We start from the raw sequence: 12,278 nt of genomic DNA on the forward strand, positions 1-12,278 counted from the left end.
TCCGGAAAGGTGTGGGCGGGCCGGCGCGCGCGGTGCTGCCGCGCGCGCCGGATGCTGCGCGTTCCGGTATCAGGCCCTCTTGCCGAAGTAGTGGTTGTAGGCCATGCGGCGCGGGTTATTGGTGTCCATGTCCCACTTCATGGCGCGCGCCGCGAAGGCGCGCTGCGACTTCTCCACTTCGCGGAACAGCGGATTGTCCGCGCCCTTCTTGGCCACCACCTCGTCCCACACCTTCAGCTGCTCCTGCAGCAGGGTGTCGGGCGTCTTGTAGAACTTTACGCCGTCCTTCGATTGCAGCTCGCCGTAGTCCTTGGAATAGCGGTCGATCGCCTTCCACGACATGTCGGCCGACGCCGCCTCGACGGCGTTGTCGATGATGGCCTTCATCTTGGCGGGCAGGGCGTCGTATTTGGTCTTGTTGAAGGTGATCTCGAACTGCTCCGAGCTTTGGTGGAAGCTTTGCAGCATGCACACCTTGGACACGTCCGGGAATCCCAGCAGGCGGTCGGAGCTGGCGTTGTTGAACTCCGCGCCGTCGAGCAGGCCGCGGTCCATGGCGGGCACGATCTCGCCGCCGGGCAGCGCATTGACCGCCGCGCCCATGGCGGTGAACAGGTCGATGGCCAGGCCGTTGGTGCGGAACTTCAGGCCTTTCAGGTCGTCCTTCTTGGTGATGGGCTTCTTGAACCAGCCCAGCGGCTGGGTGGGCATGGGGCCGGTGAGGAAGGACACCACGTTGGCGCCGATGGAGGAGTACAGCTTGACCAGCAGCTCCTTGCCGCCGCCGTATTTATGCCAGGCCAGCACCATGTTCGCGTCCATGCCGAACACCGGGCCGGAGGTCCACAGCGCGATGGCGCTCTGCTTGCCGTAGTTGTAGCCCATCACGCCGTGGCCGCCGTCCAGCGTGCCTTTCGACACCGCATCGAGCAGGCCGAAGGCGGGCACCACCGAACCGGCCGGCAGCACCTCGATTTTCAGCTCGCCGCCGGTCATGTCGTTGACCTTTTTGGCAAAGTCGCCCGCGTATTCGTGGAAGATGTCCTTGCTCGGCCAGGTGCTCTGGAAGCGCAGCTGGGTGGGCGCCTGGGCGTTGGCGATCATGGGCAGGGCGAGCGCGGCGCCGGTGGCGCCGGCGGCGGCGTTGCCCAGGAACTTGCGGCGGGCGTTGATGTTCTGCTTGGCTGGGGTGTCGATCTTCTTCATCGTATGTCTCCTGTTGTAGTTTTGTAACCGGAACGATAAATCCTGACGTGGTGCTGCGAAAGTACGGCGGTGCTGCCTCCTGTCTGTTCAGACACTGATAACGGAATTGCAAGAATGTTCCTGCATACTTACAGATTGCTTACACGGGACTTACAAGGCGCAGGCGATGGCAAAGTCGACGTGATAATGCTCATCGTGCCGCACCCAGGGCGTGTCTTGCATGAAGCGCAGGTGGCGGCGCAGGTAGGGGCCGCGCGGTGTGGCCAGCAGTTGCGGCAGGTAGCGGGGATCGAAGATCACCAGCGCCAGATCGGTTTTCTGCGCCAGCGCCGCCAGCCGCAGTTGATAGAGATGCTCCGCCATGGCCGGGAAATCGATGCGGTAATCGCCGTAGCGCGCCTGCGCGTCGAACTCGATATCGTAGCCGTAGCGGTTGAGCGGGGTGGATGGCAGCAAGGCGGACTTGCCCTCGGCATCCAGCACCGGCACGAAGAAATCCACGGAAGTGCCGTTCTGATGCGTCTTGTGGGGGTTGAACGGGCCGCCGTTTTTCAGCCCGGTTTCGCCGTACACATAGTGCGTTGCCGGCCGCGAAGCCGCCAGCGCCGCATAGGCCTGGCCCACGACCCGCCCGACGGTGGAATGCACGTAAGTCCTGCCGGCCGATGCGGCCAGTGTGCTGTAGGCTGAAAAATTCTCGCCCCGGACCGGCAAGGGCACGCTGCGTTCAACCCGTCCGCTCGCGGTGCGGCCATGGCACTCGCTTTCCACCGCTCCCGCAGCCTGGATATGGCAAACAGCGCAGACAAGGCCAAAAATTGGAAGGGCTTTCATTTTCTCCTGTATGTGCATCGCTGTCTTTTGAGGATAGCATGGCGGCGCGTGAGGGGGCGCTGAGGGATGTCAAAGCGATCGGCGAAAAAAAGCCTGCGCCGTGGCGCAGGCTTTCTTGAGGGGCGGACCGCTCGCTTGGCTGTACTTAAGCGAAGTTGGCGGCCGCGAAGTCCCAGTTCACCAGGTTGAAGAAGTTCTCAACATACTTCGGACGCAGGTTGCGGGTGTCGATGTAGTAGGCGTGCTCCCACAGGTCGCAGGTCAGCAGCGCTTTGTTTTCGGTGGTCAGCGGGGTGGCGGCGTTGGAGGTGTTGACGATGTCCACGGTGCCGTCCGGCTTTTTCACCAGCCAGGTCCAGCTGGAACCGAAGTTGCCTACGCAGGACTTGGTGAATTCTTCCTTGAACTTGGCGAAGGAACCCCATTTGGCGTTGATCGCGTCGGCCAGCGCGCCGGTAGGCTCGCCGCCGCCGGCTGGCTTCAGGCCATTCCAGTAGAAGGTGTGGTTCCAGACCTGGGCCGAGTTGTTGAAGATGCCACCGGACGACTTCTTGATGATCTCTTCCAGCGACAGGGCTTCGAATTCGGTGCCCTTGATCAGGTTGTTCAGATTGGTGACATACGCTTGGTGGTGCTTACCATAGTGGTATTCCAGCGTTTCTTGCGAGATGTGCGGCGCCAGGGCGTCGATTGCATACGGCAGAGGTGGCAGAGTATGTTCCATGTGTCTATCCTTTTGGTGTGGGCTGAAAGTTATTGTTTGCTGAAACAGCCATTATTGTAAACCTTTCAGCGCCGCCGCGTGGTCTCTCGCACCACCAGCTCCAGAGGGGGCACTTGCGCCTGCACCGGCTCGCCGTGGATCAGGCGCAGCAGCGCATTGGTGGCCACCAGGCCCATGTCATATAGCGGCTGGCGTATGGTCGTCAGCGGCGGCGTGGTATAGGAGGAGCCGGGCAGGTCATCGAAGCCCACCAGCGACACGTCGTCCGGCACCCGGATGCCCTTGCGGTACAGGCACAGGCGTACGCCGTAGGCGCTCTGGTCGTTGGCCGCGAACACGGCGGTGAACTGCTGGCCGGTGTCGAACAGGTGGCTGACGGCCAGCAGGCCGCTGTTTTCGTGGAAATTACCCTCGACCATGAGCTTGGGATCCAGCTCGATGCCGGCCTCGAACAGGGCGCGCCGGTAGCCCGCCGCGCGTTCCTCGGCGTCGATATTGTTGGCCGGGCCGGACACGAAGGCGATGCGCCGGTGGCCCAGCTCGATCAGGTGGCGCACCGCCATCCAGGCGCCGTATTCGTTGTCCAGCTTGAAGCCCAGCGCGCTGCGCGTGTTCAGCGAGCGCCCGGTGGAGACGATGGGGCGCTGGCCGGAGAACTGCAGCACGGTCTCGTCCGACATGCGGCCCGAAAGCAGGATAATGCCGTCCACCTTGCGCGCCAGCAGCAGGCGGATGCGGTCCGCTTCCTCCTCCGCGTTCCAGTGGCCGCTGACGATGACCGAGGCGTAGCCCGTGCCCTTCAGGCCGTCGTCCACGCCGCGCAGGGTTTCGTCGAAGTAGGGCGAGGAAATATCCTGCACCACGATGCCTATGGTCTGCGAGCGGCCTTTTTTCAGGCCCTGGGCCATCAGGTTGGGCGCGAACTTGGTGCGGGCGATGGCGGCCATGACGGCCTGGCGCTTGTCGTCGGACACCTTGGCGGTGCCGTTCAGGATGCGGGAGACGGTGCTGGGCGACACTCCGGCTTCGCGCGCGACGTCCAGCAAAGTCGAAGGGGAGGTATGGTCGTCGTCGCTCAAGGTCGGTCCTGTCGTTGTTTTTTGAAATCCTTTTCAGGGCCAGCATAGCATAGTTTTTCTGGGATTTTCGCTCTTGCGCAGCGGCTTTGCCGAGTTAAAAATCGCACAGTTGTTCAAAATATTATGATTGACTTCAATTTTAAGTGGGTGTTAAATGCACACACTCTTGAAAACGTTTTCAAAAGACAGACACCACCGCCAACGACATGACCACACCTGATTCCGCTCCGACCACCATGCCAGCATTCCCATCGACTTTCACCTGGGGCGTGGCGACCAGCGCCTACCAGATCGAAGGCGGCGCCACTGCCGATGGCCGTGGTCCGTCCATCTGGGACACGTTCACGCACACCCCCGGCAAGATCACCGACGCCAGCACCGGCGACGTGGCTTGCGACCATTACCACCGCTATGCCGAGGACGTGGACATCATCGCCTCGCTCAATGTGGACTCCTACCGTTTCTCCATCGCCTGGCCGCGCGTGCAGCCCGACGGCAGCGGCGCCTGGAACGAAGCGGGCTTCGACTTCTACAGCCGCCTGCTGGACAAGCTGGCCGAAAAAAACATCGCCGCCCACGTCACGCTGTACCACTGGGATTTGCCGCAAGCCCTTGAAGATAAAGGCGGTTGGCTGAACCGCGACACCGCCGCGCACTTCGCCGTGTACGCCGCCGAAGTGGCGCGCCGCTTCGGCAACCGCGTGGCCACCATCGCCACCCACAACGAACCCTGGTGCACCGCCAACCTGGGCTACGGCACCGGCCAGTTCGCCCCGGGCATGGCCGATCCGGCCGCCGCCGTGAGCGCCTCGCACCACCTGCTGCTGTCGCACGGCCTGGCCATGCAGGCGATGCGCAAGCTGAACGTATCGGCCAAGCTGGGCATCGTGCTGAACCAGTGGACCGCCACCCCGGCCACCGATTCCGCCGCCGACATCAAGGCCGCCGAAGTGGAGTGGGCGCGCTCCGTGGCCTGGTTCATGGACCCCATTTTCAAGGGCAGCTACCCGGAGCTGGCGCTGGCAAACAACGACTGCTCTTTGCTGTCCATTCATGAAAACGATTTCAACGATATCCGGCAGGACATCGACTTCCTGGGCGTGAATTACTACTTCCGTGCCTTCGTCAGCACCGAGACGCCGCCGCGCCAGCCCGAATTCAAGCTGGGCAAGACCGACATGGGCTGGGAGATCTACCCGCAAGGCCTGACCGAGCTGCTGGTCAAGCTGCACGCCGAATACACGCTGCCGCCGGTCTACATCACCGAAAACGGCATGGCCGTGGCGGACCAGCTGCAGGATGGCGCGAATGGCCGCCAGGTCAAGGACCAGCCGCGCATCGACTACCTGAAGATGCACCTCGCCGCGCTGCACGACGCCATGCAGGCGGGCGTGGACGTGCAGGGCTACTTCTACTGGAGCCTGCTGGACAACTTCGAGTGGAACTCGGGTTATCTGCGCCGCTTCGGCCTGATCTACGTGGACTACGACACCCAGCAGCGCACGCTGAAAGACAGCGCGCACTGGTACCGCAATTTCATCAAGGAGCAATGACCATGCAGGAGCCCAACATGGATTCGAGCTGATTTCAGCTGGAGTGCCGCAGTAGCCAAAGAGCTATGCAACACCATCAATCAACGGAATAATAGAGGAATGACAATGAAAAACTCGCACACCAAAGCGATGTGGAAACTCGCGCCACTCGCCCTGCTGACCGCCAACGCCTTCGCGCAGGAGGGCGCCGCAGCCGCCGCCAGCGCCATGCCTGCCGCCGCCGCCGCCCCGATCGAAGCCGCCGCGCCAGCACGCAACGGCGAGATGGAAAAGATCATCGTCACGGCCACCCGCCGCAACACCTTTGTGCAGGAAACCCCGCTGGCGATCACCGCCTACAACCAGGACACGCTGGCCAACAACCAGGTAAAAGACCTGGCCTCGCTCACCACCATGGTGCCTAGCCTGGTGGTGGAGCAGCACGGCGACTCGGGCGGCGTGCACGTCTACATGCGCGGCGTGGGTTCCGCCAACCACACCGAGCTGGGCGACCCGGCCGTGGCCTTCTACATCGATGGCATCTACTCGCCGCGTCCGCAGGGCGCCACCGCGCTGATGTACGACCTGTCCCACGTCGAGGTGGCGCGCGGCCCGCAAGGCACGCTGAACGGCCGTAACTCCACCGCCGGCGCCGTCAACCTGGTGTCCGGCGCGCCCAGCACCGAGAAGGTGTTCGGCTCGGCCGGCATGACCATAGGCGACTACCACCGCCTGCAAACGCAAGCGATGATCAACATCCCGCTGGCCGACGACGTCGCCCTGCGCATCGCCGCCATCAGGGACAGCCATGACGGCACCGTGGACTTCCGCAAGGGCTCCAACGTGCTGCCCGGCGCGAAGAAATACGGCGCCGAAGACAAGATGGGCGCCCGCGCCTCGCTGATGTGGCGCTTCACCCCCGAGCTGAAAGCCACCGTCATTGCCGACTACTATAAAGACCAGGGCGCCGGCAACGTCTACCTGGCCGCCGAACCGGCTGCCGGCACCGAACTGCGCTCCGCGCTGATCGACAGCCCGGGCAACCTGGACCAGTCCATCACCACCTTCAAGGGCAAGCTCAATTACCATCCGAGCGACGCGCTGGACCTGACCTACCTGGGCAGCTGGAGCCGCTACAAGCGCGCCAACGTGAACGACGCCGACGCAGGCCTGTTCCCCGGCTTCAAATCCGAAAACCGCACCGAGTGGGCCAAGTTCGACAGCTACTCGCACGAGCTGCAAGCGCGCTCGGACAACGACGCGCCGTTCCAGTGGGTGGGCGGCCTGTTCCTGTTCGGCGAGAAGAATAAAGTGCGCTTCGACATCGACCGCAGCCAGATTTCGCAAGCCACCGTGCAGCAGGACATCGCCGCCGGCAACGTCATCTTCGTGCGTCCGACCGTGGGCCAGTACGCATCGGCCATGTCCTTTATCCAGGGCGACCGCCAGCTGAAATCCAAAGCCGTGTTCGCGCAGGGCAGCCTGCAAGTGAACGACGAACTGAAAGCCACCGTCGGCGCGCGCTACACCAAGGACCACAAGTTCGACATCGGCGGCCAGAACTGGGCCTGCCCGAACTGGCCCGCCAACGTCCCGCTGGGCACCACCGTGCTGACGCCGGACCAGATCAAGCAGCTGGTCACGCCGGGCACCGGCACCATCAACACCCACAACATCGGCCCTGGCGGCGTGGTGAGCGCAGCCACCTGCGGCAACACCTTCGGCGACAACACGGCGGACCTGAAATACGGCCAGGCCACCTGGCTGGGCCGCGTGGAATACAAGCTGCGTCCCGAGATCCTGCTGTACGGTTCGGTCACCACCGGCTTCCACTCGCCAGCCATCGGCGACGGCGGCGCCACCACCAAGCCGGAAAAACTGACCAGCTATGAGCTGGGCATGAAGTCCGACCTGCTGGACCGCCTGCTGACGCTGAACGTGGCCGCCTTCCACATGAAGTACAAGGACAAGCTGGAATCGCAAGTGGTGAACAGCGTGCTGGCCAACTTCAACGCCGCCGGCGCCACCGTGAACGGCGTGGAAGCGGAGTGGACCTGGCGTCCGACCAAGGTGGACCGCCTGACCGGCAACGCCACCTGGCTCGACGCCACCTACGACAGCTTCATGTCCTGCGACGTGGACGCGGCACGCGCCAAGGGCCTGTCCTGCGGCTCCACCGCGCCCAACGTGGACGTGGGCGGCAGCGTGATGAAACACGCGCCGAAGTTCGCCACCACGCTGCAGTACGAGCACGACTTCGCCACCAGCAAAGGCCTGTTCACGCCACGCATTTCGGCCCACTACGAAGGCCAGACCTTCGTCGGCGCAGGCGCCTTCAGCAACGACGTGCCCGGCCATCCGGGCGTGAAGAAGCAGAAAGCCTACTCCACGCTGGACCTGAGCCTGCGCTTCCAGCCGATGAACAAAGCCTACACGGCCGAGATCTTCGTGCAGAACGCAACCGACCGCGAAGTGAAGCTGGACGTGGTGGAGCTGTGCACCGACACCGGCATGCCATGCCAGCCTACCCAGCAGATCTACGGCGCGTTCTATAATGCTCCGCGCACTGTCGGTGCGCGCGTGTCGATGAAGTTCTAACCGACCCTGCAAGGCCGGGGTCAGTCCCGATGGGACTGACCCCAGGTTGTGCCGTGGGTTCAAAGGTGGCAACCATGAAGATCGAAAATATTCCCCAGCATTCCCTCGCATTCTTTGACGAAGATGGCGGCGGCGGCGCGCGCTACGAGCGCCCCTGGCTGCTGGCCGACATCGGCGGCACCAACGCCCGCTTCGGCCTGCAGACGGCGGCCGGGCGCATCGACGCCATCTGGGTGGCCGAATGCGCGGCCTATCCCACGCTGGGCGCGGCCATCGTGCAATACCTGTCGCAGCCCGCCACGGTGGCTGCGGGCGGCTACCAGGCGCGCCAGGCCGGCATCGCCATCGCCAACCCCATAGACGGCGACGCGGTGCGCATGACCAACCACCACTGGTCGTTTTCCATTGAAGCGATCTGCTCCCAATTCAGCCTGACCTCGCTGCACGTCGTGAACGACTTTGCGGCACTGGCGCGCGCCGTGCCGTTCTTGTCGGCGCAGCACCGCGTGCAGGTCGGCGGCGGCGAGGCACGCGAGCGCGGCGTGATAGGCCTGGTCGGCGCAGGCACGGGCCTGGGCGTGTCCGGACTGGTCCCGGCGGGCAAGGAGTGGATAGCGCTGGACAGCGAAGGAGGGCACAGCACCTTCGCCGCCGTCAGCGAGCGCGAGATACATATCCTGCAGCGGGCCAGCGAGCGCTATGGCCACGTGTCGGCCGAGCGGCTGGTGTCCGGGCCGGGCATACGGCTGATATACGAAGTGCTGGCCGAGCGCGCAGGCGCGGCGCCGCAGGCGATACAGGGCATAGACACGCCGGCCATTATCGAGCGCGGCCTGCGCGGCGAATGCCTGGTGTGCGTGGAGACGCTGGAGACCTTCTGCGAGATGCTGGGCACCATCGCGGGCAACGTCGCCATTACACTGGGCGCGCGCGGCGGCATCTATATAGGCGGCGGCATCGTGCCGCGCCTGGGCGGATTCCTGGCGCGCTCGGGCTTCCGCGCACGCTTTGAGCACAAGGGACGCTTGAGCGGCTATATTTCGCAGATACCGACCTATGTCATCACGGCCGAGTATCCGGCGCTGATCGGCATGTCGGTGATACTGGCCGAGCTGGCGTAGCGCTGGCGGGTTACGCGCTTCACGCTAACCCGCCCTACGAGATGCAGTCGATGCGGGATGGCGCGTAGGGCGGGTTAGCGCGAGCGTAACCCGCCGGTGCCGCCGCTTGCCGGCTTGACGTCCGCGATTTCAATTTCGGCGCTGCCCTCGGCCAGCCGCACGGTCACACTGTCGCGCGCGTGCAGCTGCGACGGCGCGCGCACGATGGCACCGTCCTGTCCCGTCACAATGGCGTAGCCGCGTTCCAGCGTGCGCTGCGGATTCAACATCTCCAGCTGCGCCGCCAGCGCGTTGAGCGCATCGCGCTTCTGCGCGTGTCCGTTGGCGATGCTGAGCGCCGCACGCCGCTGCAACCCCTCCACCTGCATCCTCAGCGCGCGCACATCCGGCCGCAGCGCCGACCAGCGCGACTGCAATTTATCGAAGCTCACCCGCGCATACGCCAGCGGCGCGCGGTTGGCGTGCGTCAGCGCCGTGGCGTGGGCCTGCAGCTTGCTGCGCTGCTGCGCGATCTGCGCCGTGGGGCTGAGCAGGCGGCGCGTATAGCCGTCCAGCGTCTGCGCCGCGTCGCCCAGTGCGCGCTGCATGGCGCGGCGCAAATCGTTGGCGTCGGCGCGCAGGGAGGCCAGCCAGTCCGCGCGCGGCGTGGCGGCCAGTTCGGCTGCGGCGGTGGGCGTGGCCGCGCGCAGGTCGGCGGCAAAATCGGCGATGGTGAAATCGGTCTCGTGGCCGATGCCGCAGATGACGGGCACATTGCTGTTGGCCACCGCATACGCCACCGCCTCGTCGTTGAAGGCCCACAAATCCTCGATGCTGCCCCCGCCCCGGCACACGATCAGCACCTCGCACTCGGCGCGCGCGGAGGCGGTGTTGATGGCCGCCGCGATCTGCCCCGGCGCCTGCTGCCCCTGCACCAGGGTGGGATAGAGCACCACGCGCACATGGGGGGCGCGCCGCTTCAGGGCCGTCAGCACGTCGCGCAGGGCGGCGCCGGTGGGGCTGGTGACCACGCCCACGGTGCGCGCAAACAGCGGCACGGCGCGCTTGCGGTCCTGGTCGAACAGGCCGGCGGCGCCCAGGCGCTCCTTCATGCGCAGGAAAGCCTCGAACAGCGCGCCCACGCCGGCGCGGCGTATCGCTTCCACATTGATCTGGTAGTCGCCGCGCGGGCCGTACAGCGTGACCAGCGCCCGCACTTCGACCTTGTCGCCCTCGCGCGGCACGAAGCCCGCGTACTGCGCCCGGCCGCGGAACATCACGGCCCGCACCTGGGCCGCATCGTCCTTCAAGGTGAAATACCAATGTCCCGAACTGGCACGGGTGAAATTGGAAATTTCGCCGGATATCCACGTCAGTGGAAAACTGCGCTCCAGCAGCCGGCTGACGGCCTGGTTGAGCGCGCTGACGCTGATGACGTCTGCTTGCGGCTTGTTGCTATCGTCTGGAAGGAAGGTGTTCATCGTTCAGGAAAGGGAAACTGTCCACAAAATCACGCGGAGGTCATGCTTATGTCATACATCACTTTTTAAGGCAAGTCTTTTTCGTAAATGATTGATTTTAAAAGGTAAACAACCATGCCGCATTAGCGGGCAATGGCAGAAAGTCCTTATGGATCAAGCACTTTGCAGCAGGGGCGGGTGGTTACGCACAAAGTTATCCACAAAAAATGTGAGGAACTTTTTGGTATCAAAAGGGCTTTGCTGTGAACAAGTACGCCTGTGCTAAAAATTTACGCATAGAAATATTTACTTTATAAATCAAGTACTTAATGCCTTGCCCGGGCGCTTGCTCACAATTTTATCCACAGAAGATGTGCAGAACTCCACTTGGATACCAGTGGCCGGCGTTGCAGACCAATCGGCAGCGGGCGCCCGGAAGCGCTGTCTAAAATTTAATCAGATAAACTAAAGCGTGTTGAATCAATGAGATAGCATGTGATTTTCGGCCTTGCGCACAATCTTATCCACATAATATGTGCAGAAGTGCACAGTTGTACACGTGCGTAGCAGAAAGTAACCGGCGGTGGCCGAGTGTGGCTCGCTGCCTGTTTTTTAATCTTTGGTGTTTTATCCTTATAAATCATGGGCTTAACATGCAATCTTTGACCTTGCGCACAATTTTGTCCACAGTTTTTGTGCAGAATGAAGAAGTTGTTCAAAAACAGCTGAGGAAAGCCGGGTTTTCATATCAAGAATCATACAAAAGCGGGCTATTCTCGTCATATGCGAAATTTTTGCGCACGGCAAAAAAGTGCTTATGAATCAAAGACTTTGCTGTCCATCAATGTCATTGCTAACAATCTTATCAACAGAATATGGGGAGAAGTGTGGACAGTCGTTTCCGCGCGGCCGGCTTGGAGACTGCAATATTTTTACGCATGGCAAGTTTTCCCTTATGGATCAAGGGCTTGATGCGAAGTGGGATGCCTTGCTAACAATCTTGTCCACAGAAAATGTGCAGAATGGAGGATAAGTCCGAGAATGGCGTGGCACTTGCCGATCAGGCCCCAACAAGATACATTGCGCGTCTAGGCATTCCTGCCTGCGCAGCCCCCCAACACAGGAGTTCGTTTTGCTCGCCATTATCCAAGCAGCAGGCTGGCCCATCTGGCCTTTGTTGATCGCCTCCATCGTCGCCACCGCCCTCATTATTGAACGCCTGCTGTTCCTGCGCCGCGCCAAGATTATTCCGCGCCAGCTGCTGGACGAAGTGGTGGGCGTCTACCGCAGCGGCAACATCACGCCGGACGTGATCCAGAAACTGGAACAAAGCTCGCCGCTGGGCGTGGTGCTGTCGGCCGCGCTGCGCAATATCGAGTCGCCGCGCGAAGTGATGAAGGAAACCATAGAAGAAGCCGGCAGCGGCGTGGCCCACATGCTGGACCGCTTCCTGACCACGCTGGGCACGATCGCCACGCTGGCCCCGCTGATGGGCTTGTTCGGCACGGTGGTCGGCATGATCGAGATTTTCGGCGCGCAGAACGCCACCGGCACCAACCCGGCGCAGCTGGCGCACGGCATCTCGGTGGCGCTGTACAACACCGGCTTCGGCCTGGCCATCGCCATGCCCACGCTGGTGTTCTACCGCCACTTCCGCGCGCTGGTGGACAGCTTCATCATCGAGATGGAGCAGCAGGCGATTAAATTTGTCGACGTGGTCCACTGCTCGCGGAAGACCTGACCAT

9 protein-coding genes are annotated in these 12,278 nt (G+C 62.8%); 4 read left to right on the forward strand and 5 right to left on the reverse strand.

The features are described from left to right. Window positions 1-69: 69 nt before the first annotated feature. The 4 genes from GTP77_RS08665 to GTP77_RS08680 all read right to left on the reverse strand — a co-directional run bounded on the left by GTP77_RS08665 (window position 70) and on the right by GTP77_RS08680 (window position 3,843). Complete coding sequence (locus tag GTP77_RS08665) at window positions 70-1,206, reverse strand: TRAP transporter substrate-binding protein (RefSeq protein WP_161071775.1); 1,137 nt, start codon at window positions 1,204-1,206, stop codon at window positions 70-72. 150 nt (window positions 1,207-1,356) lie between these two features. After that, on the reverse strand, window positions 1,357-2,040 hold the full coding sequence (locus GTP77_RS08670) for a penicillin-insensitive murein endopeptidase (RefSeq protein WP_161071776.1): 684 nt from the start codon (window positions 2,038-2,040) through the stop codon (window positions 1,357-1,359). Between the two features lie 145 nt (window positions 2,041-2,185). Further along, window positions 2,186-2,764: a superoxide dismutase [Fe] gene (gene sodB / locus GTP77_RS08675; protein ID WP_161071777.1), complete on the reverse strand. Its 579-nt coding sequence runs from the start codon at window positions 2,762-2,764 to the stop codon at window positions 2,186-2,188. Between the two features lie 65 nt (window positions 2,765-2,829). Further along, window positions 2,830-3,843, reverse strand: a complete 1,014-nt coding sequence (locus GTP77_RS08680; RefSeq protein WP_161071778.1) for a LacI family DNA-binding transcriptional regulator — start codon at window positions 3,841-3,843, stop codon at window positions 2,830-2,832. A gap of 206 nt (window positions 3,844-4,049) precedes the next feature. Between GTP77_RS08680 and GTP77_RS08685 the strand changes: the two genes are divergently transcribed. The 3 genes from GTP77_RS08685 to GTP77_RS08695 all read left to right on the forward strand — a co-directional run bounded on the left by GTP77_RS08685 (window position 4,050) and on the right by GTP77_RS08695 (window position 9,094). After that, window positions 4,050-5,396, forward strand: a complete 1,347-nt coding sequence (locus tag GTP77_RS08685; RefSeq protein ID WP_229202128.1) for a GH1 family beta-glucosidase — start codon at window positions 4,050-4,052, stop codon at window positions 5,394-5,396. Window positions 5,397-5,501: 105 nt separating this feature from the next. Next, window positions 5,502-7,973, forward strand: a complete 2,472-nt coding sequence (locus tag GTP77_RS08690; RefSeq protein WP_161071779.1) for a TonB-dependent receptor — start codon at window positions 5,502-5,504, stop codon at window positions 7,971-7,973. Window positions 7,974-8,047: 74 nt separating this feature from the next. Then, entirely contained in the window at window positions 8,048-9,094 is a 1,047-nt protein-coding gene (locus tag GTP77_RS08695; RefSeq protein WP_161071780.1) for a glucokinase, read from the forward strand. A 74-nt stretch (window positions 9,095-9,168) separates the two neighbouring features. Here GTP77_RS08695 and xseA read toward each other — a convergent pair whose 3' ends face one another. Next, window positions 9,169-10,554 (reverse strand): exodeoxyribonuclease VII large subunit, encoded by a 1,386-nt coding sequence (xseA, locus tag GTP77_RS08700; RefSeq protein WP_161071781.1) that lies wholly within the window; start codon window positions 10,552-10,554, stop codon window positions 9,169-9,171. Window positions 10,555-11,665: 1,111 nt separating this feature from the next. Between xseA and GTP77_RS08705 the strand changes: the two genes are divergently transcribed. Next, window positions 11,666-12,274, forward strand: a complete 609-nt coding sequence (locus tag GTP77_RS08705; protein ID WP_161071782.1) for a MotA/TolQ/ExbB proton channel family protein — start codon at window positions 11,666-11,668, stop codon at window positions 12,272-12,274. Window positions 12,275-12,278: the final 4 nt, after the last annotated feature.

Source organism: Pseudoduganella aquatica, from assembly GCF_009857595.1.
In the GTDB taxonomy this organism is placed as follows: domain Bacteria; phylum Pseudomonadota; class Gammaproteobacteria; order Burkholderiales; family Burkholderiaceae_D; genus Rugamonas; species Rugamonas aquatica_A.

Bases quoted from the DNA above. Each gene is read 5' to 3' on its own strand.
- GTP77_RS08665 (WP_161071775.1), bottom strand. From the start codon at position 1,206: ATGAAGAAGATCGACACCCCAGCCAAGCAGAACATCAACGCCCGCCGC.
- GTP77_RS08670 (WP_161071776.1), bottom strand. From the start codon at position 2,040: ATGAAAGCCCTTCCAATTTTTGGCCTTGTCTGCGCTGTTTGCCATATC.
- sodB (WP_161071777.1), bottom strand. From the start codon at position 2,764: ATGGAACATACTCTGCCACCTCTGCCGTATGCAATCGACGCCCTGGCG.
- GTP77_RS08685 (WP_229202128.1), top strand. From the start codon at position 4,050: ATGACCACACCTGATTCCGCTCCGACCACCATGCCAGCATTCCCATCG.
- GTP77_RS08690 (WP_161071779.1), top strand. From the start codon at position 5,502: ATGAAAAACTCGCACACCAAAGCGATGTGGAAACTCGCGCCACTCGCC.
- GTP77_RS08695 (WP_161071780.1), top strand. From the start codon at position 8,048: ATGAAGATCGAAAATATTCCCCAGCATTCCCTCGCATTCTTTGACGAA.
- xseA (WP_161071781.1), bottom strand. From the start codon at position 10,554: ATGAACACCTTCCTTCCAGACGATAGCAACAAGCCGCAAGCAGACGTC.